The 26,074-nt window shown below is 67.5% G+C and carries 25 protein-coding genes; 12 read left to right on the forward strand and 13 right to left on the reverse strand.

Features of this window, described 5'->3' with window-relative positions; genetic code table 11:
- The first annotated feature begins 22 nt into the window (after positions 1-22).
- Positions 23-301 (forward strand): YciI family protein, encoded by a 279-nt coding sequence (locus tag ACQPYH_RS14205; protein ID WP_432891145.1) that lies wholly within the window; start codon positions 23-25, stop codon positions 299-301.
- On the opposite strand, the gene ACQPYH_RS14210 is transcribed toward ACQPYH_RS14205, so the two are convergent.
- Positions 294-1,538: an acyl-CoA thioesterase/BAAT N-terminal domain-containing protein gene (locus ACQPYH_RS14210; protein ID WP_432891147.1), complete on the reverse strand. Its 1,245-nt coding sequence runs from the start codon at positions 1,536-1,538 to the stop codon at positions 294-296. The genes ACQPYH_RS14205 and ACQPYH_RS14210 overlap by 8 nt on opposite strands.
- 46 nt (positions 1,539-1,584) lie before the next feature.
- Positions 1,585-2,814, reverse strand: a complete 1,230-nt coding sequence (locus ACQPYH_RS14215) for a hypothetical protein (RefSeq protein ID WP_432891149.1) — start codon at positions 2,812-2,814, stop codon at positions 1,585-1,587.
- Positions 2,815-2,989: 175 nt separating this feature from the next.
- Between ACQPYH_RS14215 and ACQPYH_RS14220 the strand changes: the two genes are divergently transcribed.
- The gene (locus tag ACQPYH_RS14220) at positions 2,990-4,516 is read left to right on the forward strand and encodes a helix-turn-helix domain-containing protein (RefSeq protein ID WP_432891151.1); all 1,527 of its coding nucleotides are present in this window, start codon (positions 2,990-2,992) and stop codon (positions 4,514-4,516) included.
- Here the strand turns inward: ACQPYH_RS14220 and ACQPYH_RS14225 are convergent.
- Positions 4,481-5,335: an alpha/beta hydrolase gene (locus ACQPYH_RS14225; protein ID WP_432891153.1), complete on the reverse strand. Its 855-nt coding sequence runs from the start codon at positions 5,333-5,335 to the stop codon at positions 4,481-4,483. The genes ACQPYH_RS14220 and ACQPYH_RS14225 overlap by 36 nt on opposite strands.
- An 83-nt stretch (positions 5,336-5,418) precedes the next feature.
- Between ACQPYH_RS14225 and ACQPYH_RS14230 the strand changes: the two genes are divergently transcribed.
- A complete protein-coding gene (locus ACQPYH_RS14230) occupies positions 5,419-6,045 on the forward strand; it encodes a TetR/AcrR family transcriptional regulator (RefSeq protein WP_432891155.1) in 627 nt (208 codons plus the stop codon).
- Here ACQPYH_RS14230 and ACQPYH_RS14235 read toward each other — a convergent pair.
- Positions 5,985-7,238, reverse strand: coding sequence for an MFS transporter (locus ACQPYH_RS14235; protein ID WP_432891158.1), 1,254 nt, complete (start codon positions 7,236-7,238; stop codon positions 5,985-5,987). The genes ACQPYH_RS14230 and ACQPYH_RS14235 overlap by 61 nt on opposite strands.
- Positions 7,235-7,777, reverse strand: coding sequence for a helix-turn-helix domain-containing protein (locus ACQPYH_RS14240; protein ID WP_432891160.1), 543 nt, complete (start codon positions 7,775-7,777; stop codon positions 7,235-7,237). The genes ACQPYH_RS14235 and ACQPYH_RS14240 overlap by 4 nt, the downstream gene beginning before the upstream one ends.
- Positions 7,778-7,849: 72 nt before the next feature.
- On the opposite strand from ACQPYH_RS14240, the gene ACQPYH_RS14245 reads away from it, so the two are divergent.
- On the forward strand, positions 7,850-8,449 hold the full coding sequence (locus tag ACQPYH_RS14245) for a dihydrofolate reductase family protein (protein ID WP_432891163.1): 600 nt from the start codon (positions 7,850-7,852) through the stop codon (positions 8,447-8,449).
- 42 nt (positions 8,450-8,491) lie between these two features.
- The gene (locus ACQPYH_RS14250; protein ID WP_432891165.1) at positions 8,492-9,733 is read left to right on the forward strand and encodes a deoxyguanosinetriphosphate triphosphohydrolase; all 1,242 of its coding nucleotides are present in this window, start codon (positions 8,492-8,494) and stop codon (positions 9,731-9,733) included.
- Here ACQPYH_RS14250 and ACQPYH_RS14255 read toward each other — a convergent pair.
- The gene (locus ACQPYH_RS14255) at positions 9,683-11,566 is read right to left on the reverse strand and encodes an exo-alpha-sialidase (protein ID WP_432891168.1); all 1,884 of its coding nucleotides are present in this window, start codon (positions 11,564-11,566) and stop codon (positions 9,683-9,685) included. The genes ACQPYH_RS14250 and ACQPYH_RS14255 overlap by 51 nt on opposite strands.
- Before the next feature lie 98 nt (positions 11,567-11,664).
- Here ACQPYH_RS14255 and ACQPYH_RS14260 point away from each other — a divergent pair, with 98 nt between their 5' ends.
- Positions 11,665-12,909: an NAD(P)/FAD-dependent oxidoreductase gene (locus ACQPYH_RS14260; protein ID WP_432891171.1), complete on the forward strand. Its 1,245-nt coding sequence runs from the start codon at positions 11,665-11,667 to the stop codon at positions 12,907-12,909.
- Here the strand turns inward: ACQPYH_RS14260 and ACQPYH_RS14265 are convergent.
- A complete protein-coding gene (locus ACQPYH_RS14265) occupies positions 12,906-13,754 on the reverse strand; it encodes a TolB family protein (protein ID WP_432891173.1) in 849 nt (282 codons plus the stop codon). The genes ACQPYH_RS14260 and ACQPYH_RS14265 overlap by 4 nt on opposite strands.
- A gap of 40 nt (positions 13,755-13,794) precedes the next feature.
- Here ACQPYH_RS14265 and dnaG point away from each other — a divergent pair, with 40 nt between their 5' ends.
- Positions 13,795-15,723: a DNA primase gene (gene dnaG, locus ACQPYH_RS14270; protein ID WP_432891176.1), complete on the forward strand. Its 1,929-nt coding sequence runs from the start codon at positions 13,795-13,797 to the stop codon at positions 15,721-15,723.
- Here the strand turns inward: dnaG and ACQPYH_RS14275 are convergent.
- Entirely contained in the window at positions 15,720-16,322 is a 603-nt protein-coding gene (locus tag ACQPYH_RS14275) for a TetR/AcrR family transcriptional regulator (RefSeq protein ID WP_432891178.1), read from the reverse strand. The genes dnaG and ACQPYH_RS14275 overlap by 4 nt on opposite strands.
- A gap of 91 nt (positions 16,323-16,413) precedes the next feature.
- Here ACQPYH_RS14275 and ACQPYH_RS14280 point away from each other — a divergent pair, with 91 nt between their 5' ends.
- Positions 16,414-17,532 carry an FAD-dependent oxidoreductase gene (locus tag ACQPYH_RS14280; protein ID WP_432891181.1) on the forward strand — a complete coding sequence of 373 codons (1,119 nt, stop codon included), beginning with the start codon at positions 16,414-16,416 and terminating at the stop codon, positions 17,530-17,532.
- Here ACQPYH_RS14280 and ACQPYH_RS14285 read toward each other — a convergent pair.
- Together ACQPYH_RS14285 and ACQPYH_RS14290 are read right to left on the reverse strand one after the other, a co-directional pair.
- The gene (locus ACQPYH_RS14285) at positions 17,529-18,494 is read right to left on the reverse strand and encodes a phosphotransferase enzyme family protein (RefSeq protein ID WP_432891184.1); all 966 of its coding nucleotides are present in this window, start codon (positions 18,492-18,494) and stop codon (positions 17,529-17,531) included. The two genes, ACQPYH_RS14280 and ACQPYH_RS14285, sit on opposite strands and share 4 nt — an antisense overlap.
- Before the next feature lie 22 nt (positions 18,495-18,516).
- On the reverse strand, positions 18,517-19,053 hold the full coding sequence (locus ACQPYH_RS14290) for a DUF664 domain-containing protein (protein WP_432891187.1): 537 nt from the start codon (positions 19,051-19,053) through the stop codon (positions 18,517-18,519).
- Positions 19,054-19,213: 160 nt separating this feature from the next.
- Here ACQPYH_RS14290 and ACQPYH_RS14295 point away from each other — a divergent pair, with 160 nt between their 5' ends.
- Both ACQPYH_RS14295 and ACQPYH_RS14300 read left to right on the forward strand, forming a co-directional pair.
- Positions 19,214-19,816, forward strand: coding sequence for an RNA polymerase sigma factor (locus tag ACQPYH_RS14295; RefSeq protein ID WP_432891190.1), 603 nt, complete (start codon positions 19,214-19,216; stop codon positions 19,814-19,816).
- Entirely contained in the window at positions 19,813-20,874 is a 1,062-nt protein-coding gene (locus ACQPYH_RS14300; protein WP_432891193.1) for a CU044_5270 family protein, read from the forward strand. Before ACQPYH_RS14295 ends, ACQPYH_RS14300 begins: the two co-directional genes overlap by 4 nt.
- Before the next feature lie 51 nt (positions 20,875-20,925).
- On the opposite strand, the gene ACQPYH_RS14305 is transcribed toward ACQPYH_RS14300, so the two are convergent.
- Positions 20,926-21,369 carry an OsmC family peroxiredoxin gene (locus ACQPYH_RS14305; protein WP_432891196.1) on the reverse strand — a complete coding sequence of 148 codons (444 nt, stop codon included), beginning with the start codon at positions 21,367-21,369 and terminating at the stop codon, positions 20,926-20,928.
- A 102-nt stretch (positions 21,370-21,471) separates the two neighbouring features.
- On the opposite strand from ACQPYH_RS14305, the gene ACQPYH_RS14310 reads away from it, so the two are divergent.
- Positions 21,472-21,912 carry a MarR family winged helix-turn-helix transcriptional regulator gene (locus ACQPYH_RS14310; protein ID WP_432891199.1) on the forward strand — a complete coding sequence of 147 codons (441 nt, stop codon included), beginning with the start codon at positions 21,472-21,474 and terminating at the stop codon, positions 21,910-21,912.
- Between the two features lie 31 nt (positions 21,913-21,943).
- On the opposite strand, the gene ACQPYH_RS14315 is transcribed toward ACQPYH_RS14310, so the two are convergent.
- Positions 21,944-22,684, reverse strand: coding sequence for a hypothetical protein (locus ACQPYH_RS14315; RefSeq protein WP_432891202.1), 741 nt, complete (start codon positions 22,682-22,684; stop codon positions 21,944-21,946).
- A gap of 76 nt (positions 22,685-22,760) precedes the next feature.
- Positions 22,761-23,621 carry a helix-turn-helix transcriptional regulator gene (locus tag ACQPYH_RS14320; protein ID WP_432891205.1) on the reverse strand — a complete coding sequence of 287 codons (861 nt, stop codon included), beginning with the start codon at positions 23,619-23,621 and terminating at the stop codon, positions 22,761-22,763.
- Positions 23,622-24,129: 508 nt separating this feature from the next.
- On the opposite strand from ACQPYH_RS14320, the gene ACQPYH_RS14325 reads away from it, so the two are divergent.
- Positions 24,130-25,854 (forward strand): S8 family serine peptidase, encoded by a 1,725-nt coding sequence (locus ACQPYH_RS14325; RefSeq protein WP_432891208.1) that lies wholly within the window; start codon positions 24,130-24,132, stop codon positions 25,852-25,854.
- Positions 25,855-26,074: the final 220 nt, after the last annotated feature.

The following is a 26,074-nucleotide window of genomic DNA, read 5'->3' on the forward strand; positions in this document are numbered from 1 at the left end:
TTGGTCGATGTAGGGTTTCGGCATGGCCCTTTATGTCGTGCAGTTGCGCTTCGATCTCGCCGACACCGACCGTCGTCTCGAGGTCCGTCCGGCGCACCGTGACTACCTGACCGAGCTGAAGGAAGCCGGCAAGCTCGTCACCGCCGGCCCGTTCCCCGACCAGACCGGCGCCGTGCTCATCTACGACGTTGCCGACGAGGCCGAGCTCCGCGACATCCTCGCCAAGGACCCGTACACCCCGGCCAACGTCTACGAGATCGCCACGCTGTCCGAGTGGCAACCGCTCTTCCCGATCAACTGAGCGACCCCAACAACGCCAGCGTCTTCGTCCACCCTTGGCGGAGCGCGGATTCGTCGCCGAGTCGCGAACCGCCGAGTTGGAGCGTCGTCCCGGTTGCCGGATGCACTTCGGTCGTCCCCTGCGGAAGGTACGGCGCGCCGACGACCCTGTGCCCGGCGTCGTCGACGAGGAGCGCCTCATGCGGGAACTTGTCGTGCGCGTCGTCGAGCGCCTGCATGATCCGCTGGGCCGACGATCGCGATTGCCACACGAGATCTGCGGACCCGGCCACCGCGAGGACAGGTCCGTTCACCCCGTCGACCGGGATCGGACCGAACGCCACCGGCTTCCCGGCGTAGGTCCACGCACTACCATCCGGCTCCGGGAACGAGGCTGTGGCTGTCGCGCTCGGTGCGAGCAGCACCAGTCCATGGATGAGCGTCGGAAAGTGGTCCGCCGCCAGCAGCGCTGCCTCGGTGCCGTAGGACCCACCCATCAGGATGACGTGCGTCGGATCGACTCCGGGTTGCCGCTGGAGCCAGCGAGCCGCCGACGCGAAGTACTCGAGCGGAACGTTGCGCAGGTCATCGGGCAGCCCCGGCGCGTGGAAGTACGCCAACGCCAGCACCGGGTACCCGTGCGACGCCAGCAGGTACGCAGGCAGCGCGGACGGTGTGCCGCCTTCCGAGCCGCCGAGCCACAGTACGGCGGGATGTTTCGCGCCATCCGCCTTCGTGGCGACGTACACACCCGTGAGCTTGTCCTTGGCCATGGTGAGTGACGTGGGCGTGACACCGGACGATCGCCACAGTCGCGTCACCGTCGTACTCGCGAGCCGCTTCCCGTCGCGGCTCGCGGAGATCTCCAGCTTCTCGACGAGTCGCCCGTTGTCGAGCGGAGGGTTGTACGTCTGTGCGTCAGGATCGCCGTCGGCCGGATCCATCGACCAGAACAGACCCATCCCGTCCACGCTCTGGTAGCTCCCGCTCGTCGGCTTCGCTGTGTCGAGCTCGACGGATCCGTGGTCGTCTGCGGTGAACGTCGCCTCGCCGTGCCACTTCTTGGCGTCTCGGCCTACGGCATCCGCGCCGACGGTCACCGGCTTGTTCGGGTGTAGGCCTGTCACCTTCAGATGGACCGGTTGGTCGGCCAGCGTTAACGCTTGGTCGACGGTGAGGACGGCGTAATCGGATCCGCTCGACGAGCAGCCCGCAACCACCGTCAGGCAGGCGAGCGCAGTCAGCAAGGATCGGTGCACTAGTCCAGATTGACACCCGGGGGAGTCACTTCGATCTGCGTCGAAATCAGGCTTCGGCGCCTTCGAGGTCCAGGTGGTCGACGTACGCCCAGAGCCAGACGAGCGGAGCGAGGACGAGTTCGGGTTCGTTGTCCTCGTCGGCGATGAACAGCATCGACGCCTCGCCGTTCGTGATGTCCTCGATCACCGCCTCGCACATCTCGAGCGCGATCTCGAACGACAGCAGTCGCGGCCCGTTCTCCCAGCGCGGCTCGGGCAGCGGCAGCACCGGCGCCTCGTCGGTCCCGTCCAGCTCGACCGACACCTTCTGCAGCTCTTCGTACAGGTCGTACGAGATCAGCCCCGCGCACGGCCGCCCGTCCAAGCCGATCAGGTACGGGTCGTCGGCGCCTTCGCGGAACGTGTCGCGGATGTCGGGCAGCGCGGCCTTGAGATCGGTCGCCTCCAGGTACGGCGCTTCGTCCAGCTCCTCGTCCGCTTCGTCTGCTTCGACCTCGACCAGCCCGCTGCGCATCTGGTCGAACTGGTGCAGCAGCTGGTTCAACTCGTCGTACGCCCCGGCGCCCGGTGCCTGCTGCGCCCGTGCTTCCAGGTCGCGGAGGTGGTCGATCAGGTCGTCCTCGAAGTGCAGCTCGTACCGCGGTAAGCCGGGCTCGCGGCCCGCGTTGATCTGCGCGACCAGCTGCGTCGACACCGGCCCGATCCGCTCGGCCAGCACCTCCAGCGGCGTGGTCGGCTTCTCCTCGTCGTCGTGCGCGCAGGAGTCGTCCTCGCCCTTGCCGTCGCCTTCCATCGCGAGCAGCACCTGGAACGCCTGGAACGAGAGCAGCACCGCGGTCGCCATCGTCCCGTCGCCGATCAGCATCAGCGGATTCCCGCCGGCCTCGGTACGGCGTACGTGGTCGGACATCAGCGTTGCGGCCTGCTCGACATTTACCTGGCTGGCCAGCGACGAGAGCCCGTGGTCCGTGTCCACTCCGAGCAGCTCGACCAGCCGCTCCGAGCTCATGTCGAAGTTCGACCGCAGGTAATACCGCAGCCAGCCCGCGTCGACCGGGTTGCTGAGCAGCTCCGCAATCCGGGCGCGGAAGTCGGCCAGGTCGGCGATCGCCAGCACCACCAGCACCGGCTGGTCGCCGTCGCCGATCACCAGCGGCCGGGTGTCACCGTTGTGGAATCCCTCGATGACTTGGTGGAGGCTGTCGGCGGCTGCCTCGAGCGGCCACGACTCCGCCTCGAACTCGTTGACCACCGCGGCGGAGGTGTCGTCGGGCATCTGCTGGTTCCTCTCCGGGTGGCGGCGGGAGTTGGGGGTAACTGTAGGCTGCGGGCGTTTCACCAGGTCACACGGGTCCTCGGGACCCTCGGCCTTGGGCTGCGGGTGACATTCGCTACGCTGGCACCGGCGGGTCGATGCAGAGGTATCTCACATGTGAGATAAGGTCCGGCGCATGACCGATGACTACCTGAGCCGGATCGGAAACCTCATCCGGGACGCCCGTAAGCATCGCGGCTGGACGCAGACGCAGCTCGCGGAAGTACTGAACACCAGCCAGAGTGCGGTGAACAGGATCGAGAAGGGTCATCAGAACCTCACCCTCGAGATGCTCGCCCGGATCGGCGAGGCGCTCGATTCCGAAATTGTCTCTCTCGGTGGCGGTCCGGTCCACCTCCGTGTGGCCGGCGGCCGCCAACTTTCCGGATCCATCGACGTCAAGTCGAGCAAGAACGCCGGTGTCGCGCTGCTCTGCGCCTCGCTGCTGAACAAGGGCCGGACGACGCTGCGCAAGGTCGCGCGGATCGAAGAGGTCAACCGGCTGCTCGAGGTGCTGAACTCGATCGGCGTCCGCACCACCTGGCTGAACGACGCCGGCGACCTCGAGATCGTCCCGCCGGCCCACCTCGACCTGAGCTCGATGGACGCCGAGGCAGCCCGTCGTACCCGCTCGATCATCATGTTCCTCGGTCCGTTGCTGCACCGCGAGGACGGCTTCGAGCTGCCGTACGCCGGTGGCTGCGACCTCGGCACGCGCACCGTCGAGCCGCACCTGACCGCGCTGCGCCCGTTCGGCCTCGAGGTGAAGGCGACCGGCGGGCAGTACCACGCGCTGGTCAACCGGGCGATCACGCCGGGCAAGCCGATCGTGCTGACCGAGCGCGGCGACACCGTGACCGAGAACGCGATCATGGCCGCCGCGCGGTACGACGGCGCCACCGTGATCCGCAACGCGAGCCCGAACTACATGGTCCAGGACCTGTGCTTCTTCCTCGACCTGCTCGGCGTGAAGATCGACGGCATCGGTACAACGACGCTCACCGTGCACGGCCGCGCCGACATCGACGTGGACGTCGACTACGCGCCGTCCGAGGACCCGATCGAGGCGATGAGCCTGCTCACCGCGGCGATCGTGACCAAGTCCGAGATCACCATCCGGCGCGCGCCGGTGGAGTTCCTCGAGATCGAGCTCGCGCTGCTCGAGGAGATGGGGCTCGACTACGACCGCAGTACGGAGTACCTCGCCGAGAACGGCCGGACCCGGCTGGTCGACCTGACCACCCGGCCGTCGAAGCTGCATGCGCCGATCGACAAGATCCACCCGATGCCGTTCCCGGGCCTGAACATCGACAACCTGCCGTTCTTCGCGGTGATCGCGGCCATCGCGACCGGGCAGACGCTGATCCACGACTGGGTCTACGAGAACCGCGCGATCTACCTGACCGACCTGAACAAGCTCGGCGGCCGGGTCAAGCTGCTCGACCCGCACCGCGTCATGGTCGAAGGCCCGACGCACTTCTCCGGCACCGAGATGATGTGCCCGCCGGCGCTCCGCCCGGCCGTCGTCACGCTGATCGCGATGATGGCCGCGAAGGGTACGTCGGTACTGCGCAGCGTTTACGTGATCAACCGCGGCTACGAGGACCTCGCCACCCGGCTGAACTTGCTAGGCGCTCAGATCGAGACCTTCAGGGATATCTGAGTCCTGGTCGTCCTGGAGAAAAGCGACGGCTTCGGCGATGACAGCCGGGTCCTGGAGGATCCGGCTGTGGCCGAGGCCGGTCGTCGGGTGGAAGTGCGCCTGCGCGCCATAGTTGAGCAGGAGCACGCGCGCCTGCTCGGGGTCCACGACGTCGTCCTCGTCGTTGTGGACCACCAGCAACGGCGCCTTACCGGTGGCGACGGAGAATCGGTCCCAGATGGTGCGGTCGCCGTCGAAGTACCCGCGCTCGATCTCGCGCCGCAGTCGCTGGTTGACCTTCGGCCCTAATCCGAGCGCTCGGCAGAACGTGTCGGCCAGGTAGCCGAAATCCGCCACGCCGCTCACCATCACCAGCCGTTTCGCGGCGACCCCTTCTTTCACCGCGTACAACGCGAACGGCACCCCCAGCGAGTGCCCGATCACGGCCTCGAACGGTCCATGCCGTTCCTCGAGCTGTTGAATGATCCGCTGGTGGCCGAGGATCGAGACGATCGGTCCGGGGGAGTCGCCATGCCCGGGAGCGTCGTACGAGATCGGGCTGTACCCGAGCTCGAGCAGCCGCCTGATGAACCCGGCGTACCGCGAAGCGCGTGACCGCCAGCCGTGGACGAGCAGCACCGGCCGCGCTCCGTCACCCCACGCGTAGGTGAGTACGCCGTCCAGGTCCTCGACCCGTGCCGCCCTGTGGACGTCCAGCTCGCTGTCGCGGACCCGCCCGCGGGCGAGCGGGCGGCGCCAGAGCCCGAACGCGAGCCTGCCGCCGAGCCGTGGCGACACCGCTCCGACGGCTCTCAGTCCCGTGCCGATCAGCTTCTGCATGAACGCTCTCCTCTAACTATACGAACGGTCGTACTATTACTTTTGCACGAGGTGATCGTCAAGGGCAACTAGGATCGGGAGCCGTGGAGAAGGTGGACGGACGGTTGGTGCGGGGTGACCAGACCCGCCGCGCCGTGCTGCGCCGGTCGGTCGACATCGCGTCGGTCGACGGGCTCGAGGGGCTCTCGATCGGGCGGCTCGCGACCGAGCTCGGGATCAGCAAGAGCGGCCTGTTCGCGCACTTCGGCTCGAAGGAGGAGCTGCAGCTGTCGACGATCCGCGCCGCGCGGCGGATCTACGCCGACAACGTGGTGCTCCCGGCCTTCGAGGTCGAGCCGGGGCTCGGGCGGGTGTGGGCGCTGAGCACGCACTGGCTCGACTACTCGCAGAGCCGCGTGTTTCCGGGTGGCTGCTTCTTCCAGAAGGTCTCGCACGAGTTCTCCGCTCGCGACAGCGCCGTGACGGAGATGCTCGCGGCGGTGCACGACGAGTGGATGGATCTGATCGAGACGACGATCGGTGAGGCGATCTCGCGTGGAGAGCTCGTGGGTGATCCGAAGCAGCTCGCCTTCGACCTCAACGCGTACTACGAGGCCGCGAACCTCGCCTCGATCCTGCACAACGACGAGACGACGTACGGGCACGCGCGTCAGGCGGTGCGGACCCGGCTGGAGTCGGCTGTTGTTCCTGGTACGTCGGTGCCCTGGTGAGTCGGGAGATCGCGGCGCCGGCGGATCGGTGACGCGAGCAGGACAAGACCGGCCAGGGGTACGCCGGCCGTGGTGATCCAGAGCGCCGGTGTGAGGCCGAGGGTCTGCCCGAGTACGCCGCCGAGGAGTGCGCCGAGCGGGATCGTGCCGTAGTTGACGAACGCCGTCGTCGCGGTGAGCCGGCCGAACAGGTCGGGCGGGCAGTAGGACTGGAGGAAGGTCGCCTTAACGACGTTTCCACCGACCACGCCCAGGCTGACGCCGAAGGCGCCGACCAGGTAGAAGGCAGGGCTCGTACCGCTCAACGGGATGAGCAGCGCCAGCGTCGGCAGACCGAGCTCGCACAGCAGCAACGCCCTCGCCGTACCAAACCGTATGGTATGCCGGCCGACGAACGCGCCGACAACTCCGCCGCTGGATGCGGCTGCGATCAACGTGCCGACTGTGCCTGCGGTGAGGCCGGCTTCGCGGACGAGGAAGACGACGATGATCGCCTGATAGCCCGTCAGGGCGAGGTTCGAGACGGCGCCGAAAATCGTCAGCGTGCGCAGCCAGACATCGTGCGCGACCAGCCGGATGCCGGCTCGGATCGCGCCGGGTTGGCGAGGGTTCGTCGTACGGCGTTCTCGGTAGCGGATGGCGGCGATGCAGGCGAGAGCGATGAGGAAGCTTGATGCATCGACGAGGAGGGTGTTGGCGGCACCAATGAATTGGATGAGCAGGCCACCGCATCCCAGCCCGGCGATCTGCGCGGCCGAAGCACTGCCGTGCAGTTTCGCGTTGCCCTCGGCGTGGTCGCTCGGCTCCAGAAGCGTCGGCAGATAAGCGGTGTACGCCGTCTGAAAGACAACCGAGGCGCCGCCGGCAAGCACTGCAACGATGAGCAGCAGTTGGATGCTGAGGAGGTTGCCGGCCAACGGAACTGCCGCGAAGAGGACCGCTGAGACGGCCGATGACACCAGCATGACCGGTCGGCGGCGTACCCGGTCGATCCAGGCGCCGGTTGGTAGACCGATGAGCAGCCAAGGTGCCCAGGCGGCCGCGGTCAGCAAACCGACGTCGAAGGTTGTTGCATCGAGCATCGAAATCGCGACCAGCGGCAACGCCACCGAGGAGGTCGCGCTGCCGAACCTGTTGATGGTCTCGCCGGTCCAGAACAGCCGGAAGTCGCGATGCGTTCGCAGCAGACTCATGAGCGGCGGGGGAACGACTGCAGTTGGACGATCACCCGCTCGGAGCCGTCGGTCGCGTCGGCGCCGGTGTAGCGGTCGATGACGCCGGCGATCTCCTCGTTGAGGTTGTGCAGCTGGTCCGGCGTGAGGTGGAGGTCGCGCCAGTCGGACAGGCCCGCTGCGTGCTGCCACTCACCTGGCCAGTCCTCGTCGACATACGTGCGCACGCGGTCGTAGTACCGCTCGACCAGATCGCGGAGGTACACGTCGAGCGCTCGCCGGGTCTCGGGGTCGTCGAGGAACTCGGACGGGTCAAGAACGGTCTGCCGATCGGGGAGCCGCCACCAACGCTCGCGCTTCGTGCCGCGATCGGGATCCTCTTCGAGGTATCCGTGCTCGGCGAGCAGGCGCAGATGCCAGCTGATCGTGCCGGTGTTCTCGCCGAGCCGCGTCGCCAGCGTGCTGGACGTCGCCGGCCCGTCGAGCTCGATCGCCTCCAGGATGCGCATCCGGAGCGGGTGGGCGAGTCCGCGCAGACTCCGGGCATCGATCCGTCGCATAGTTGCAGAGTAGTCTCTGCAGAGAAGTCTCTGCAACTGGGTTTGTCGGTGGCTGTCCCTAGGTTTGGCGGTATGCACGTGGTGGCTCAGCTGGCGGTCTCGCTGGACGGGGTGGCGTCGGGGTTCGACGTCGACCTCGCCCGGTTCTATGCGCTGGCCTCGCTCTGGCAGGAGGAGGTGACGCTCATCGGCGCGGACACGATCCTCGCCCAGGAGTCCGACGTACTCGCGGCTCCCCGGCGCGGTCCGCGCGCGGAGGGCCCGCTGCTCGCGGTCGTCGACAGCCGAGCCCGCGTCCACAGCTGGAACGCACTCCGCGACCTCGGCTACTGGTCCGACGTGCTCGCCCTGTACGCCGACCAAACCCCGCCCCGCCCGTCGGACGCGACGACTCGCGAGCTCATCACCGGCTACGACCAGGTCGACCTCGCCGAAATCCTTGCGGTCCTGGGCCGGCGGGGCATCCAGACCGTCAGAGTGGATTCGTCCGGCGCCCTGCTCCGAGCCTGCCTCGAGCTAGATCTGATCGACGAGCTGGCCCTCCTCGTCCACCCGGTCCTGGTCGGCTCCGGCGAACGCTGGTACGACACCCGCCGACTCAACCTGCACCACGTCGGCACCGAGGTCTTCAAGGACGGAGTGCTCTGGATGCGTTACTGCGTGGCCATCTGAACGTCGCAAAACTGTCGGCCCTCACGGCTACTGTGTGCAGTAATGAGGAAGCAGCATGAGGGGTACGACGAGCACGACGCGGAGCGCTGGGTTGCCGAGCCGGTCAAGCGACCGGGCCGGACCGCGTTCGCGCGTGATCGCGCGCGGGTGTTGCACAGCGCGGCGTTGCGACGGCTCGCGGCCAAGACGCAGGTCGTCACGGCCGGCAGCGACGACTTCGTTCGCAACCGGCTGACCCACAGCCTCGAGGTCGCTCAGATCGGCCGCGAGCTCGCGGCGACGCTCGGCTGCGATCCGGACATCGTCGACGCGGCCTGCCTGTCACACGATCTCGGACATCCGCCGTTCGGTCACAACGGCGAGCGCGCGCTCGACCAGGTCGCGACGGACATCGGCGGCTTCGAGGGCAACGCTCAGACGCTGCGATTGCTGACCCGCCTGGAGTCGAAGACCTTCGATTCCGAGGGTCGCAGCGTCGGGCTGAATCTGAGCCGCGCGACCCTCGACGCCGCGACGAAGTACCCGTGGCCGCGCCGCCCCGGTGAGCGGAAGTTCGGGGTGTACGACGACGACCTCGCCGTTTTCACCTGGTTGCGTCCGGGCGTGGGGGAGCGGCGCTGCCTGGAGGCGCAGGTGATGGACTTCGCCGACGACGTCGCGTACTCCGTGCACGATGTCGAGGACGCGATCGTCGCCCATCATCTCGATCTCGCGGCGGTCGACGCAGACCGAGCGTCGTACTGGCAGACCGTCCGGCAGATGTATCTGCCGGAGGCAACCGATGCGGAGCTGGACGAGGGCTGGGCGCGGCTGACCTCGCTGAACTACTGGCCCGGCTCGACCTTCGACGACAGCCGGCGTGCGCTCGGCGGTTTGAAGGACCTCACCAGCCAGCTCATCGGCCGCTTCGCCACCGCGGCCGAGCAGGCCACGCATGCCGTGTTCGGTCGCTCCCGGCTGATCCGCTACGAGGCTGACCTGATCGTCCCCGACGGCATTCGCACCGAGATCGGTCTGCTGAAGGGCGTGGGCATGTTCCACGTCCTCAACTCGCCCGAACGCCAGGCCCGCCGTGCGACCCAGCGCGAGCTGCTCACCGAGTTGGTCGAGGCGCTGTGGAAGACGGCCCCGCGCAACCTCGACCTCCCGTTCCAGTCCGACTTCGCGGACGCGGCCGACGACAACGCCCGGCTGCGCGTTGTCGTCGACCAGGTCGCGTCCCTCACCGACCCCTCAGCTTTGGCCTGGCATGCCCACCTGGTCGAGGGGAAGGTCCAGCCCTAGCTGCGAGCGGATCGGCTTGTTGGTCTCGCGGATCTGCTGCAGTTCTGCATCCGACAATGCCCGCCGATAGACGCGCACCTCGTCGAGCGTGCCCTGGAAGCGGTTGGCGCCGTCGACCCGCTGCCCGACGTGAATGCCCTGCACTCCGAACTCCTTGCCCGCCGTCACCGAACCGGCGGGCGCCGTCGCCGAGCCGACCTCAACCCCGTCGACCAGCAACCGCAGCTTCCCCTTCACTCGTTGGAGTACGACGTGATGCCACTGATCATCGTTGTACGCCGACGCGGACTGGACCGTGACGTTGTAGCGATCCACCGCCAGCAGCGCGCGAATGCGATTGCTCTCCGGCTCCGCCCGCAACCAGACCTGCGGTGTTGTTCCGGAGCCGGTGCGATAGGCCCACAGGATCGCGTGCGACCCAGTCGTCGCGCCGTACTTGATCCACGTCACCATCGTGAAGTCGTCCGCGCCGAGATCGATCGAGCGGTCGAACGGCACCTCGACGTAGTCGTCCACCCCGTCCATCGCCAGCCCGTTCCCGAATTTGCCCGCGGCAACGGTCGCGCCGCCGCGGACGTACGCCGGATTGTGCGCCGGCCCCGCATCAGCCGTCTTCGGACCCGGTGCGGGCGGACCGGGAATGCCCGGCGGCGTACCGTTCGGCGTCGACAGGTACGCCTCGTTGAACCGTGCCCAGCGGATCGTTTCGTACGGGCTCGCGATGCCGGCCTCGTACAACAGCCCGGCCTGATCGCCGTCCAGCCGCACCATGTCGGAGTACGCCGACGGGCCCCAGTAGAAGACCTTGCCCTGTTGCCAGGTGCCGAACGACCGCGCCTCGTCGTACGACGATCGCACTGTCATCACCTCGCGCGCGGCCGGATGCGCCGGCGCCGAGAACAGGATCCGGTTCTGCCGATCGCCCTCGTTCCGCGCGCTGAACCGCAGCAATGAGCCTTGTACGTCGGGCATCACCAGTTGCGGGATCGTCTTGAACGGTGCGTCGAACGTCGCGCCGCCGTCGCTGCTGATCGCGAACGCCCGGTTGCCCGGATCGGTACCGCGTTCACGTGCCAGCGCATAGATCCGGCCGTCGGTCAGCTCGACCACGGTGATCTCGCCGACGATCACCTTGCCGTCGTCGCGGGCCATGGTCGCGCCGATATGCCAGGTCTGACCGGAGTCGTCGCTGTAGATGAGATGGCCGCCGTAGACGTGCTTGCCGACGCCGTCGTACGACTCGTAGGTCGCGCCAACGATCAACCGGCCGGCGTGCGGTCCGTGCTCGAGCTGGATCCCGTGCATCGGGCCGGTCGCGTACCAGAAGTTCCAGCTGGGCAGCTTCGCGTCGGTCAGCTCACGGGGTGCGGTCCAGGTCGCGCCGAAGTCGTCGCTGGTCTGGACGTACGGGTCGCGGTCGCAGCCGTTCGTGCACGGATCCGGGCCGTTGTGCGTGGTGACGAGCACGATCCGGCCGGTCTTCTGGTCGACGATCGGCACGGGGTTGCCGTGCGTACTCCCGTTGCCTTCGGAGACCACCTGCAGCGGACCCCACGTCTTCCCTCCGTCCGAGGATCGCTTGAGCACGATGTCGATGTCGCCGTCGTCGCCGCAGTCCGCGACCCGGCCTTCGGCGAACGCGAGCACTTCTCCGTCGGTCGCGTGGACGACGGCGGGGATCCGGAAGCACGAATACCCCTCGGTCTTCTGCTGGAACAGCATGCTGTCGTCGACGAAGGGTGCTTCGCCGGAGGCGTGTGCGGGTGGAGCTGTGAGAGTGCCGAACATCAGTAGGGCGGCGGCCACGAGGCGGGCCGGTACGAGTACGCGCATGACTCTCCCGGAGAGGACATAGGACGTATGATGTCCTGCGACAAATTAGCCAACCGGTCCTGCTTTTACAAGAGGTCGGCGGGTACTAGGGTCTTCCTATGGCTGATGCAGAGCAGATTGTGATCGTCGGTGCGAGTCTCGCGGGAGCGACCGCGGCCGAGGCCCTTCGGACGGAAGGCTGGACCGGTGGTGTCCTCCTGATCGGCAGTGAGCAGTCCCTGCCGTACGAGCGACCGCCCCTGTCGAAGGACGTGCTGCTCGCGAAGAAGGGCACCGAGTCCGCTCAGCTGCACGACCAGCAGTGGTACGAGGACAACAAGATCGACCTGCGCCTCGGGACGACGGTCACCGCGATCGACCCGGCCGCGCACTCGGTCACGCTCGACGACGACTCGCAGGTGTCCTACAGCAAGCTGCTGATCGCGACCGGCAGCCGGGTCCGCAAGCTCAACGTCCCTGGTGCAGACCTGCCCGGCGTGTGCTACCTGCGGACGGCGGAGGAGTCCCAGGCGCTCACCGACGCGTACGCCGCGAAGCCGCGCGTTGTCGTGGTCGGTGCGGGCTGGATTGGGCTGGAGGCGGCATCGGCCGCACGCGAGCGGGGCAGTGAGGTGACGGTCGTCGAGCCGCAGTCGACCGCGCTGGCATCCGTCATGGGCGAAGAGGTCGGCGAGGTGTTCGCCGACTTCCAGCGGCAGCACGGCGTGCAGTTCCGGTTCGGGGCCGGGGTCGAGGGCTTCGAGGGAACCGACAAGGTGACCGGTGTCCGCCTGTCCGGCGGCGAGGTGCTTCCGGCGGACCTGGTGGTCGTCGGCGTCGGTGTCCGCCCGAACACCGAGCTCGCCGAGGAGGCCGGCATCGAGGTCGCGACGCCGGACAACGGAGCCGGCATCGTGACGGGCGCCAACCTGCAGACGTCGGCCGAGGACGTGTTCGCCGCCGGTGACGTGGCCCGGTGGGACCACCCGCAGTACGGTCGGCCGGTCCGCGTCGAGCACTGGCAGAACGCGAAGGACTCCGGCAAGGCGGTCGCGAAGGCGATGCTCGGCCAGGACGTGGCGTACGACTCGATCCCGTACTTCTTCACCGACCAGTTCGACCTCGGCATGGAGTACGCCGGCGACATCCCGCGCGGTGCGTCGTACCAGGTCGTGTTCCGCGGTGACCCGAAGTCCGGCGCCTACATGGTCTTCTGGCTCGGCGACGACCGCCGGGTGCTGGCCGGTATGCATGTCAACCTGTGGGACACCGGACTCGATGCGGTCCGCGAGCTCATTCGCTGCGGCAAGCAGGTCGACCCGGCGCGCCTCGCCGACACCTCGGTCGAGCTGGCCGAGGTCTAGATCGGGTAGGTGACGTACGCGAACTGCGTGCTGTCCGGCGACCAGCTCGGGACGTTCATCGTGCCCTGGCCGCCGAACAGCTTCGTGAGTTCGCGTACCTCGCCGTCCTTCGTCAGCAGCCGGAGTCGTACGTCGTCGATGTCGGCGGGATGACCCTCGGTGCCGGTCGGGAAGCTCACGTACGCGATCGCCGAGCCGTCCGGCGCCGGGTGCGGGAACCAGTTGACCCGCTCGTCATTCGTCAACTGCTCGACCTCACCGCTGCCGACCGCGATCCGGAACAGCTGCGCCTGTCCCGCCCGCTCCGAGTTGAAGTAGATCCACTTGCCGTCCGGGCCGTACTCCGACCCGTCGTCGGCGAACTCGTCGTCCGTCACCTGGACGTCCGCGCCGCCGGCGCTGGGAATCGTCCACACGTTGGTGATCCGCCTTTGGCCAACGTGCTGCAGCCCGATGTACGCCAACGTCTCACCATCCGGCGAGACTCCGTGCAAGTAGTGGTGGAAGCCCGGTCCATGATCGTTCGTCACGCGGCGCCCGGCTCCGCCTTCGATCGGTACGGCGTACAGGTGGCCGTCGTCCGCGGACACGTACACCGTCCGCCCGTCCGGGCTGACCACGTGGTCGTTGTTGATGTCGGGCACTCCGCCGAGCTCGATCTCCTCGAGACCGTCGTTCACCCGGAACAGCTTCCCGTTGCCGTTGACGATCAGCACACCGTCCGGCGTCCAGTTCGGTGCCTCGAAGAGGATGTCCGACGAGCTGAACACCAGGCGGTGCTCCCCGCTCGTCACATCGACGACGTACAACTCGGACCGCTGACCGGAGCGCAGAGTTCGTGGCATACCCGCAAACCTATGTGATCGGTCCAGCTAGACTCGCGGGGTGGCAGGCCGGATCAAGGAAGAGGACATCGCGCTGGTGCGCGAGCGGGCCCGCATCGACGACGTCGTGGGTTCGTATGTGACCTTGAAGAACGCCGGCGGTGGCAACCTCAAGGGGCTGTGCCCGTTCCACGACGAGAAGTCGCCGTCGTTCAACGTGACCCCGGCCCGCGGGTTCTTCTACTGCTTCGGCTGCCAAGAGGGCGGCGACGTCATCGACTTCATCCAGAAGATCGACCAGATCACCTTCAGTGAAGCGGTCGAGACACTGGCGTCGAAGGTCGGCATCCAGCTGCGGTACGAGGACTCCGGCGCCCCGGTGCAGCGTGGTCCGGGCAATCAGCGGCCGCGGCTCGTCGAGGCGCACAAGGTCGCGGCCGAGTTCTATGTCGACCAGCTGTTCGGTGCGGCCGAAGCGGCGCCGGGCCGGCAGTTCCTGGACAAGCGGGGCTTCGACAAGGACGCCGCTGTCCACTTCGGGGTGGGCTTCTCGCCGCGCGGCGGCGACGTGCTGACCAATTATCTGCGCGGTCGCGGTTTCACCAACGCCGAGTTGGTCGCGTCGGGTTTGTCGGCCGATGGGCAGCGCGGGCTGTACGACCGGTTCCGTGGACGGCTGATGTGGCCGATCCGGGACGCATCGTCGGACGTGATCGGGTTCGGCGCGCGACGGCTGTTCGATGACGACCGGATCGAAGCGAAGTACCTGAACACGCCTGAGACGCCGATCTACAAGAAGTCCAAGGTCCTGTACGGCGTGGATCTAGCGCGGCGCGAGATCGCCAAGGGCCGGCAGGCCGTGGTGGTCGAGGGCTACACCGACGTGATGGCGTGCCACCTGGCCGGAGTACAGACCGCGGTGGCCACCTGCGGTACGGCGTTCGGCGACGATCACGCGCGGGTGCTGCGGCAGCTGCTGCTGGACCATGATCAGTTCCGCGGCGAGGTGATCTTCACCTTCGACGGTGACGAGGCGGGTCAGCGCGCAGCGTTGAAGGCATTCGCGGGGGACCAGGCGTTCGCGGCGCAGACCTACGTCGCGGTCGAGCCGGACGGGCTGGATCCGTGTGATCTGCGGCTGGAGAAGGGCGATGCGGCGGTCCGTGAGTTGATTGGGCGGCGCGTCCCGCTGTATCGGTTCGTGCTCGCGAACGTGCTGTCGAAGTACGACCTTGATCGGGCGGACACGCGGGTCGACGCGCTGCGCGATGCGGCGCGGCTGGTGATCAGCATCCGCGACCGGTCGAAGGTGGATGCGTTCACTCGGGAGCTCGCCGGGCACTTGGGGATGGACGAGGACCAGGTGCGCACCGAGGTGTACCGCGCTGCTTCCAGGCAGGGGTCGCCTTCAGCTCCTGGGCAGGCTGGCCGCCCCGCTGCTGGACAACCAGGACGCCCGGTGGCCGGTGACGTTGCTGCGCAGCAGCCGCGCCGCGCGGACGTGCCCTCGCCGCGGGATCAGCGGTACGTGATCGAGTGGGACGCGCTGAAGGTCGCGATGCAGCACCCGGCGCTGGTCGGCGTCGCTTTCGACGAGCTCGACGACCACGACTTCACCCACCCGTGGCTCGCCGCGATCCGTACTGCGATGGCGAAAGCCGGCGGTCCGGCCGCGGCGCCCGCGGCGGAGGCGTGGGTGGTCGCCGTACGCGATGCCATCGGCAACGATCCGGCGGCCGCGGCCGTCGGCGCGCTGGCGGTGGACCCGCTGCGGCTCGGCCGCGAGCCGGACGAGCAGTATGCGCAGGCCTTGCTGGCCCGACTGCAGGAGCTGACCTGCGCCCGGCGCATCCAGGACCTGAAGTCGAAGCTGCAACGGACGAACCCGATCGAGCGCGCCGACGAGTACAACCGTATGTTCGGCGAACTCATCGCCCTCGAGGCCTACAAAGCCGAACTCCGCAACCGCGCAATCTCCGGGGCGCTCTAGTCCTCTTTCAGGTGCTCCACGAGGCGCGTCGTTTCCTCGGCATACTTCGTGGCGAACTCCTCGCTGTCCGGGTCGAGGCCGAGCGCCCTCGCGATCTGCGGGAACACCACCGGCGCCGCCGCCAGGCCGAAGAGTGCGAGACCGGTGTACGCCGCGTCGAGGTTGGCGGCGAGCTCGCCGTCGGTCTGCCGTTGGCGGAAGTCGTCGAGCATGCTCTGGAATCGGGCCCGCTGCCCCTCCGGATCGAGCGCGCTGGTGTCGCGATCGACGGCCTCGCGCACGAGCAGGCGGAGCAGGTCAGGCTGCGCGATCGACGTACGGGCGTAGGCTCCGACCACCTCGCCGAGTGATTCCGCGTCCGCGGCGATGGCCGGCTCGTCGGCCCGCCAGCGATCGGCGACCGCGCGGTACAGACCTTCCTTGCCGCCGAAGTAGTACGAGATCAGTTGCTTGTTCACGCCTGCCCTGGCAGCGATCTCGCTGACCCGTGCTCCGCCGAATCCGTGCGCGCCGAACTCGATCACCGCCGCGTCCAGCAACTGCTGCCTGGTGCGCTCGGCGTCCCGCTGCCGCTCGTCGGGTCCCGGTGATCTCCGCACGAAAACCATCCTAGCGGACAGCCATCCGGTGTGCTAACTTAATCAACCACACGGATGATAGAGCTTGATGCATGGATGATTGGAGACGGTGATGAAGGTTGCGATCGTGGGTGCCGGGATCGGTGGACTCGCGCTGGCGCAGGGACTGCTCAAGGCGGGAGTGGACGTGAAGGTGTTCGAGCGCGACCCCTCGCCGAGGCACCGCAATCAGGGGTACCGGATCCACATCAGCCCGGTGGGGGAGGAGGCGCTGGCCGCGGTCCTGCCGGATGCCGTGCGACGTCGCGTGATCGCGACCGCGACTCGGCCTGGCGATCTGGTGGCGGGCTTCGACGCCCAATTGAATGTGCAGTTCGAGCAGGAGTTCCCGGTCGCGGGGCCGGACTCGGTGACGTCGGTGGACAGGTATGCGTTCCGGCGGGCGTTGATGACCGGCCTCGACGACGTGCTCGAGTTCGGCAAGCAGTTCGAGTCGTACGTCGAGACGCCGGATGGGGTCGAGATCTCCTTTGCGGACGGGACTTCTGCGGTTGCTGACGTGCTCGTGGGTGCCGATGGAGTGGGCTCGCGAGTGCGCGGGCACCTGCTGCCGGAGCAAGAGGTGGTGGACATCGGGGTGCGTTGCATCTACGGAAAGGTGCCTTTGACAACGGCTGTCCGCTCGCTCGCGCCGCCGGCGTTCTTACGAGGATTCTGCTTCGCCAGCGACGGCGCTGGGACGGGCGTGGCCTTCGGTCCGGTCATGTTCCGCGAGCCCCCGGCGGAGTACGGCGACTATCTGATGGCTGTCCTCACGGGGACGAACGAGGTGCTCGGCGCATCGGACGAGGAGCTCTTCACGATGAGCCCGGCCGACCTCTGGGAGATCGTGACGCGATCCGTGGCTTCCTGGCATCCCGCGATTCGTTCGTTGATCGATGCGGGTCAGGTTGATGCGGCGTTCCCCATCACACTGCGGACCTGCATCGAGGTGCCATCGTGGTCGTCGGATCGAGTGACGCTGCTCGGCGACGCCGTACACCCGATGACACCGGCCGCAGGCGCAGGCGCCAACACCGCCCTCTGGGACGCCGCCCGCCTCACGAAGGCGCTGACCTCCGGCGAGGACCTAGCGTCGTACCAACAGGACCTGATCACCAACGGCCAAGCAGTCGTGACCGAATCCCTCCACAACGCCGAACGCCTCTTCCGAGTCTCGGTCCCGGTCTAGCTGAGCCGGTCCCGCACTTCTTCGAGCCGCTCCAACATCCGCAACGCTGCATCATGTCGCGCCCGGCCGTACACCTCGAGCGTTGGCGTGACCGCGACTGGATCGTCGAGCGGTTCGGCCAGCGGATACGTCGACGCCAGCGTGTAGGCGCAGCCTGCCGCAACCGTCGACACGAGGTCATCAACGCGTGCTGCCGGATGCTCCTCCCGGTAGGCGATCAGCAGTTCCGCAAGGCCGCTGATCCACTCGTCGCCGAGCATCACGGTCCTCGGGTCGCAGCCGATCCTCGCGATCTCCCAGGCAGCGAAGCGCGGGGCAGGTGGTTGGAAGTCGATCACCGCGGCCACCTGGTCACCGCACAGCATCAGATTCGGCGATGCCAAGTCGCCATGCACAACTTGAACTGTCAGCTCGGGTAGGCCGGCCAGGATCGCAGCGGCCCGATCGAGCAGCCCTCGCCGCTCCTTGGCCGCCTCCCACGCCCACTGCTCGAACCGGGTCAAGGTCGCCCGATTCCCATACCCCTCGATAATCCGATCGAAGGACTGCCATGCCTGTCCGACATCTCGTACTCCAACTGCTGCACGCAACGTCGGTGCCGCCGCTGGATGTTTCGCCAACCGGCGATGCAGCCTGCCCAACACCGCCCCGACCGCAGACCACCGCGCGCCAGAGATCCCGCCCTCAGCTGTCTCGCCGTCCACGAACTCCCACAACGACATCGGCGCGCGCTCATCGATCAGTTCGCCATCGAGCGTCCGCCGTACCTCAGGCACCGGTACGCCGCCCTGCCTGGCAAACTCGGCCAGCTCAATCGCGGCCCGTTCGCGCTCGAGCTCCCCGCGGTACACCTTCGCGAACCATCGACATCCGGCGTCATCGACGACGCGGAAGTTGATCGTCGCCGTGCCCGCCTGGATCGCGGTCACCTCGACAGCATGCACACCGTACGAGCGCGCCAAGGCATCCGCGATCCTCTCCGCTTCACTCAGGATCGTTGCCCGTCACACCATCGACCGCTTCGCGCAGCACGTCCGCGTGCCCCGTGTGCTTCAGATACTCCTCGAGCAGGTCGATGAGAATCCGCCGCCGGTTCGACGACCACTTCGGGTCCGGGTCCGGGATCACCACGTCGAGGCCGCCGTCCGCACTCAGCTCCGCCCAGGCGGCGCGAGAACGCGCGGCAGCGCCGTACCAAAGTCCGTAGAGCTGCTCCGGGTCATCCGTGACCGCAGATTCCCAACCCCACCGATCGTTCTCGACCCAGCTCCTGCTGTCCCAAGGCGCCGCAAGCGGCCTCTCCGCAGCCCGAGCCGTGAACCCGTCCTCGACAAACGCCATGTGCTTCACCAGCCCAGCCAGCGTCATCGCCGACGGCGCATGCCGCTGCCTCAACTGCTCCGCACCAAGCCCACCGGTCTTCCAAGCAAACTGCTTCCGCGCCCTGTCCAGCGCGAACTGCAGCATCTCCACTTCATCCCCACGCAGACACTCAGCGATCGGCAACTCTCGCCAGTCCACAACCCCTCCTCCGCAAGCCCTCCTCCACAAGCCGGCCTCCAGCATGCCGCACCGAGCGGCCACGGACCGGACTTGCCGAGTGGGCTGTGGTGGCCGGGGGAGATGCCAGACTCCGGCGATGGGGCGGGAACCGATCAGGGCAGTGCGGGCAGAAACAGGTATGCAGCCTGCCACCTCCGCCGCCCCGCTGGGTGGTGCGGAACCGCCGACGGACGTAGAGCTCATCCGTGGTGCAACCCGGGAGGAGTTCGCGCTCCTGTTCGACCGGCATGCAGTGACGATCCACCGCTACGTCGCCCGCCGCCTCGGCGTCGCCGACGCGGACGACCTCCTCAGCCAGACCTTTCTCGTCGCCTTCGAACGCCGTGACCGGTACGTCGGCCCCGCAACCGGCGCATTGCCCTGGCTCTACGGCATCGCCACCAACCTGATCCACCGACGGCGTCGCTCCGAGGTTCGCCAGTACCGCGCGTACTCCCGCTCCGAACCCGCCGGCCGCGACACCCACGACGATCCGCTCGCAACAGACGTCGCCTCCCGAGTAGATGCCGAGGCCGCCAAACGAGCGCTCGCCCGTGCCCTCGCCGGACTTCGCGCGCCCGAACGCGACGTACTCCTGCTCTACGCATGGGAGGACCTCAGCTACGCCGAGATCGCTGTCGCGCTGGCCATCCCGGTCGGCACCGTGCGCTCCCGCCTACACCGAGCCCGCAAAGCCGTGCGTACCACCCTCGGCCCCACCTTCGAGGAGAACCAGCCGTGAACGACCTAGACCTCCTCAAGAAACTTCACGACGACGTCGCTCCGCCGTCCGCACGCGCGCTCGCGCAAGCCCGACGCCAACTCGTCACCCCGCCGTCCCGCAGCCCGTGGCGTCTAGTCGTCGCACATCGACGGGCACTCCTTGCCGGCGCACTGGCGCTCACTCTGGCGGGCGGGTTCCTGGTCACGGACGTGGTCAAGCACGACGGCGCTCCGCCGCTCGGAGCCGTTGCCGACGCCGGGACCTTCCTCGCTGATGCGGCTTCGGCGAGCATCGCGGAGCCGGACGCGCCGATCCCGCCGGGGCAGTTCCTGAAGATCACCTTCCGAAGCACCCGGCTGACCCCGCTCGGTTCCAACCCCGGCCTCCGCGCCACGGAGTACGGCGAACGCGACACCTGGATCGCGGCCGACCGCAAAGCGCCGTACCCGACGCTGGTCAGCTGGATGTCCCGCGTGGACTTCGCGACCCCCGAGGCGCGCGAGCTGGCGCAGACCAAGGCGAAGTACCTCTTCCACACCACCACGCCAAGCCTGATGCTCAACTCCTGTCCGACCATCGGCAGTGGCGTCATCATGTTCGGGGCAATGAATTGCCGGCCCACTTGGCAGAACACGACGTTCGAGTTCCTTGCCGCACAGCCCCGCGACCCGGACGCGCTGCTCGCGGCGCTTCGCAGGAACCCCACGCCGCAGACCCCCGACGAAGCGGCGTTCGACCGCATCGGGTGGGTTCTGAGCACCGGCGTCGTACCCGCCGATCTCCGCGCCGCGCTGTACCAGGCCGCGCGCAAGATCCCTGGCATCAAGCTGCTCGACGACGTCGTCACGGTGGACGGGCGACGGGCCCGGGTGATCGCCCGCGACGGCGACGGTTACCGCGACGATCTGCTGATCGCCGAGACCGGCGGCCAGTTCCTCGGCACCCGGATCGCCATCATCAAGGACGGCCCGCCCGACATCAACGGCAAGCCCGAACGCTCCCTGCAGGCCGGCGACATCCTGTACTCCGCGATCGCCGGCGCCGGCATCACGTCGACCCCGCCTCCGACCAAATAGAGCCAGCGCTGCCCGGAGATCAGGGGACTCCGGGCAGCGCCATTCACAACGTCAGCTTTCGAGGGCGGCGTCGAGAGTGATGTCGACGCCGGCCAGCGCCTTGCTGATCGGGCAGTTCGCCTTGGCGGCCTGCGCTGCCTCCGCGAAGCCGGCCTCGTCCAGACCGTCGACCTCAGCGCGAACCGTCAGCTTGATACCGGTGAGCTTGAAGCCACCGTTCGCCTGGTCCGGACCAAGTGTCACGTCGGCCCGTACTTCGTGCGCCTGCGGCTTACCGCCCCGCTGGGCAATCTCGGCACTCAACGACATCGCGTAGCACGCCGTGTGGGCAGCCGCGATGAGCTCCTCCGGGCTAGTCGTGCCGCCCGCGTCCTCGGCGGCGCGCTTCGGGAATGAGACGTCGTACGTCCCGGCCTTCGAGCTGCTCAGCTCGACCTGCCCCGAGCCCTGCTCCAGAGTGCCGTTCCAAGCGGTCCGCGCGGTACGAGTCGGCATTGCGATCTCCTTCAGAAGTTGTCTTGTGTACAAGATATTTGTGCACAAGATATCCTGCCGTCAAGTCCCCACCGGGTGAGACGCCGACCACAGGAGCAAGCCATGACCGAGACCCGGGTCCTAGACGACCTGCTTTGCTTCGACCTGTACTCGCTGTCCCGGATGGTCACAGCCCTCTACCGCCCAGTGCTGGAACCCCACGGCCTCACGTACCCGCAGTACCTGGTCCTGGTCACGCTGACCCGCCTCGGCCCCTGCTCCATCGGCGACATAGCCCGAGCCACCCGCTTGGACCACGGCACCCTCACCCCGCTACTCCGCCGCCTGGCCGACCGCGGCGTACTAACCCTCGACCGCTCCCTAACAGACGCCCGCTCAGTAACCGTCGCCCTCACCCCCGCCGGCGAAGGCCTCAAGCCCGTCCTCCACGAGGCCCAATGCCACATAGGCGACTCCCTAGGCCTGACCGAGCCCCAAGTCCGCCGCCTCCAATCCACCCTCCACCACCTAGCCGACCACCTGGACAACTCCGCGGTCGACTAACCCTTCGGCGGGGGCTCGACGTACTGCGGGCTCAGTGCCCCGGGGGCAACTGCTTGAGGATGTCCTGCCAGCCGTCGAGCGCGGCGTGGACCTGTGGGCCTGCCTTGTAGGCGATCCAGATGCACGAGATCGCCTTCGCCACCTTCTTCAGAAACCCGGAGCCGCGCGCCTCAGGTGTGTTGTGCAGCGAGATGGTGATCTGGCCGACTAGACGCTCCATCGCTTGCTTGACAGCCCCCGGTCCGCCGATGCGGACATGGTCCATCGCCCAGATGATGTCGTGCAGACGCGCGTTGATCGCGGACCGCAGCTCTGCGGGCAGCGAGTCCTCGTCGGCCAGCTCATCGAGAAGATCCCTTACTGCAGCTTTGAGCTCAGCCACTCGCTCGGCATCCGGGAGAACACCCTCGGGCGCGCAGGTGGACAGGTACGCCGACAACCCGCCGAGGACGGCCAGCGCATTCGGATCCACGGCATCCGGCCCCGGGCTCGGAGTCTGCCGCGGATGGTGCTCGCTCATGATCGGCACGGCCCACTGACGTCCGAAGGCGTCGAAGAGCTCGATCTGTTCGGACGCTCCGCACTGAACGACAAGGCGATGAATCTCGGGAATGAGCGCGGCGACCTCGGCAAGCGCTACCGGCACCTGCCCTTCGGGTACGCCGAGAACCGTCGCCCAGGTGGCGTGCATCGTCGAGTCGGTGTGCGCGGCGGCGCGGTAGGCGCTCAGGACGGTGTGCAACCGGCCTGCGGGGTTGTTCGCGTTGCCCATAGCCTTCTTGGATCCTCTGCGGGTGTTCGACTTGCCGGTTCCGTCCTGCGCACTGACTCACCATCGACTGCGCCGGCTACCAACCGGGGCCGAAGTGCGCCCGCGCCGTGGGCCGGGCTTCGGGCTCCGAGTTCGGCTCTCTGCCACGGCGGCTGCCGTCAAGCACCCCGTCGTCGAACCACGGTTCGCCGACGGCGGCGTGATGTGGTCCCCGATGGTCCCTGGACAACCTGCACTGCCCGATCGAAGGGCTGTTGGCTGTACACGCCGCAGTTCGGTCCGGCTCGGTGCGTCGTCGCAGCGGCGAGATCCGGGCAAGACACTGGGCCAGCGCGATCTGCTCCGCCTGCGTCATCGCAAGCGCAACGGCAAGCCGGTGCAACCGCGCCGCAGTGGGCTTTCGCTGACCGGCGTACCACCCGTGCAACGTCGATCTCGAGATCCCGCTGAGCTCCTCAAGCCGCCGAAGTGATGCAGAACCCTGCCGCGCGCTGACTGTCGTGAGTACTCGCCCCAACTGCTCGAGGCTCGCCACCTGCTGGATCTGCTGCAGCGTCGCGTCCGGCTCCCGGAGCGCCGCCCTCCGAACATCCCACTCCCGCTCGATCTCCACCCACGTACGCCGCCCGGCCTCGTGCGTCGTGCCTGGCCGCGTCCGCGATTGGGTTGCGCTGACGGTCATCCACAGTCGCAGCCAACACCTGAGCTGATCCCCGCCAACGCCGCAGGCATCCAGAATCGCCCGCACCAACTTCCAGTTCGGAAACCGCGTCCCCGTGAGCGACCGCGCGATATGCGGATGCGAGTAGTTGCCGCTCTCAGCAATCTGCCGAACGGTCTTTCCGGCCCGCTTGCGCACGGATCTCAGCAGGTAAGCGAACTCATGCCGGTAGTACTCGACATGCCATTCATCAGACCCGAACTGGGGAGCTACCACGGCCAACCTCCGGTGCACCTGCAAATGCACGTGCATATGCACGATGTTGGTCCAGACGATAGTCTCTCCACACCATCAGATCCAGACCACTTCCCCACCTGGCACCAGGCGGTGCCTGCACAACAGTCACAAGCTCCTGACCTGCAGAAATGCCCACAATCCCGTCCCGCCCCTGTCCGATCTGCCAACGCCAGAGCGACATCACCCCAGCCCGCGGCACCTCCGGATCGCGACCACAAGCCCGTCACCCACCCCCATGCGTTCGCGCGTACGGGCTGTTTGCCGCTGTCTGTTCAGTGGTATTAAGGCAGGTGGGGTTGTGGGGCGCTGTGATGGCGCCGGGGGTTGTTTCCGGCTGTTGGCCGGGACAGGGGGAATGGTGAGCAGGTTTTCGGTGGTCCAGTTCGACTGGCCCTGCCCCGGCTCCGGGTATGTCGCGCTCGCGCAGTTCCGACGATCAGTCAGCGAGTTTCGCTCGCTGTAGTTGGATGTTCGAGGGAGGGGTCCAATGTTCAGGTACGTCACGCGCGCAGCCGTTGTGGCAGGGAGCGTCGCCGGGCTGCTGTGGGTCGCAGCCAGTCCCGGTACGGCGACCAGCGGCCAAGAACGGCAGTTCGTCGTCCTCTACGCCCAGGGCGGCTCCGCTGACGCCGCGCATGCCGCGATCGCCGCCGCCGGCGGCACGCTGCTCAGCGAGAACACGGCGATCGGAGTCGCCACCGTCACCACCAAGAGTCAGAGTTTCCAGGCGGCTGCCGACGCCTCGTCCGCGATCGCGGGCGTCGCGCGAAGCACGGTCATCGGCCACGCGCCTGACGACGGCGCGGCCGTTGGGAAGCCGAGCGTGAAGCTCGACCCCGCACAGACCGACCTCAAAGGTGCAAAAGCAGGCAGTGGCAACGCGAAGAACGGGAAGAAGCAAGAGCCGCTGGCCGGGCTGCAATGGGACATGCAGCAGATCGGCGCCACCGCTGACGGCTCCCAGCGCTACGAGCAGGGCAACGGCGTACGGGTCGGCATCATCGACACCGGCGTCGACGGTACCCATCCCGACATCGCCAAGAACTTCGACAAGGCGCTGAGCCGCAACTTCACGACAGACATCCCGGTCGACGCGAACGGCGCGATCGTCGACGGGCCGTGTGAACACCCGAGCTGCGTCGACCCAGTCGACGAGGACGACAACGGTCACGGTACGCACGTCGCGTCCGAGATCGCGTCGCCAGTCAACAAGCTCGGCATCGCGGGTATCGCTCCGAAGGCGACGATCGTCAACCTGCGGGCCGGCCAGGACGCGGGCTTCTTCTTCCTGCAGCCCACGGTCGATGCGCTGACCTACGCGGGCGATCACGGCATCGACGTCGTGAACATGAGCTTCTACGTCGATCCGTGGCTGTTCAACTGCGCCGACAATCCGGCCGATTCGCCCGAGGCCCAGGCCGAGCAGCGAACTGTCGTGATGGCGATGCAACGGGCGCTCGACTACGCCTACAACCATGGCGTCACGCTGGTCGCAGCCGCGGGCAACGGCGCGAGCGACTACAGCAAGACGATCGTCGACGCCTCGAGCCCGGACTTCCCGAGTGTGCCCGGTGAAGCGCCGTACCAGCGGACGATCCCGACCTCGTGTACCTCGATGCCGTCGGAGGGCAACCACGTACTTTCGGTGACCAGCACCGGTATCTCCAAGCGCAAGGCCTACTACTCGGACTTCGGCAACGGCTACGCTGACGTGTCCGCACCTGGCGGGGACGTGTACGACACCGCTGACAACAAGCGCGACATCACGAAGGCCATCCTCGCCGCGTACCCGAAGAGCCTCGCCGTGGAGCGTGGTCAGCTCAATCCCGACGGCACGCCGAACACACCCAACGTCGTCCAGAGCTGCAACAAGGGAGTCTGCGGCTACTACCAGTACCTGCAGGGCACATCGATGGCGTCACCGCACGCCGCCGGCGTCGCTGCTTTGGCGGTCGGCCGACTGGGCGTCAAGGACCACGTCAACGGTGGCTTGAAGGCTTCACCGGCAGCTGTAGAGCAGGTACTACGCGGCACAGCGACTGACACCCCGTGCCCGACACCCGCGGCATTCACCTATACGCGCCAGGTCCTACAACCCGACGGCTCCTTCCTGACCGTCACATCCACCCAAACCTGCGAAGGCACCCCAACGAACAACGGCTTCTTCGGCGACGGCATCCTCAACGCAACAAAGGTCGCCCGAGGGCACTAACTCACCGCCCGGCGCCGGAACCACGGTTCCGGCGCCGGCTCCAACACCAGAGGCACTGCGGCCGCCGCGTCGGGGGTCCTGAAGTTGGGCGCTACCCGCAGCACCAATTCGGTTGATTTCGACCCTTGCTGCCCTGCTCGCCGCCCGTTTGTACCCACGGCACCCGTGGGCGGGATGACCCGTTCGGGATGATGCCTGCGGCGCCGAGGCGTCGTACGTT

Origin of the sequence: Kribbella sp. CA-245084 (assembly GCF_050942355.1) — a bacterium.
In the GTDB taxonomy this organism is placed as follows: domain Bacteria; phylum Actinomycetota; class Actinomycetes; order Propionibacteriales; family Kribbellaceae; genus Kribbella.

Excerpts from the sequence above, each read along its gene's own strand:
- ACQPYH_RS14205 (WP_432891145.1), top strand. The coding sequence starts at position 23 with ATGGCCCTTTATGTCGTGCAGTTGCGCTTCGATCTCGCCGACACCGAC.
- ACQPYH_RS14215 (WP_432891149.1), bottom strand. The coding sequence starts at position 2,814 with ATGCCCGACGACACCTCCGCCGCGGTGGTCAACGAGTTCGAGGCGGAG.
- ACQPYH_RS14220 (WP_432891151.1), top strand. The coding sequence starts at position 2,990 with ATGACCGATGACTACCTGAGCCGGATCGGAAACCTCATCCGGGACGCC.
- ACQPYH_RS14225 (WP_432891153.1), bottom strand. The coding sequence starts at position 5,335 with ATGCAGAAGCTGATCGGCACGGGACTGAGAGCCGTCGGAGCGGTGTCG.
- ACQPYH_RS14235 (WP_432891158.1), bottom strand. The coding sequence starts at position 7,238 with ATGAGTCTGCTGCGAACGCATCGCGACTTCCGGCTGTTCTGGACCGGC.
- ACQPYH_RS14240 (WP_432891160.1), bottom strand. The coding sequence starts at position 7,777 with ATGCGACGGATCGATGCCCGGAGTCTGCGCGGACTCGCCCACCCGCTC.
- ACQPYH_RS14245 (WP_432891163.1), top strand. The coding sequence starts at position 7,850 with ATGCACGTGGTGGCTCAGCTGGCGGTCTCGCTGGACGGGGTGGCGTCG.
- ACQPYH_RS14250 (WP_432891165.1), top strand. The coding sequence starts at position 8,492 with ATGAGGAAGCAGCATGAGGGGTACGACGAGCACGACGCGGAGCGCTGG.
- ACQPYH_RS14255 (WP_432891168.1), bottom strand. The coding sequence starts at position 11,566 with ATGCGCGTACTCGTACCGGCCCGCCTCGTGGCCGCCGCCCTACTGATG.
- ACQPYH_RS14260 (WP_432891171.1), top strand. The coding sequence starts at position 11,665 with ATGGCTGATGCAGAGCAGATTGTGATCGTCGGTGCGAGTCTCGCGGGA.
- ACQPYH_RS14265 (WP_432891173.1), bottom strand. The coding sequence starts at position 13,754 with ATGCCACGAACTCTGCGCTCCGGTCAGCGGTCCGAGTTGTACGTCGTC.
- ACQPYH_RS14280 (WP_432891181.1), top strand. The coding sequence starts at position 16,414 with ATGAAGGTTGCGATCGTGGGTGCCGGGATCGGTGGACTCGCGCTGGCG.
- ACQPYH_RS14295 (WP_432891190.1), top strand. The coding sequence starts at position 19,214 with ATGCAGCCTGCCACCTCCGCCGCCCCGCTGGGTGGTGCGGAACCGCCG.
- ACQPYH_RS14305 (WP_432891196.1), bottom strand. The coding sequence starts at position 21,369 with ATGCCGACTCGTACCGCGCGGACCGCTTGGAACGGCACTCTGGAGCAG.
- ACQPYH_RS14310 (WP_432891199.1), top strand. The coding sequence starts at position 21,472 with ATGACCGAGACCCGGGTCCTAGACGACCTGCTTTGCTTCGACCTGTAC.
- ACQPYH_RS14315 (WP_432891202.1), bottom strand. The coding sequence starts at position 22,684 with ATGGGCAACGCGAACAACCCCGCAGGCCGGTTGCACACCGTCCTGAGC.
- ACQPYH_RS14325 (WP_432891208.1), top strand. The coding sequence starts at position 24,130 with ATGTTCAGGTACGTCACGCGCGCAGCCGTTGTGGCAGGGAGCGTCGCC.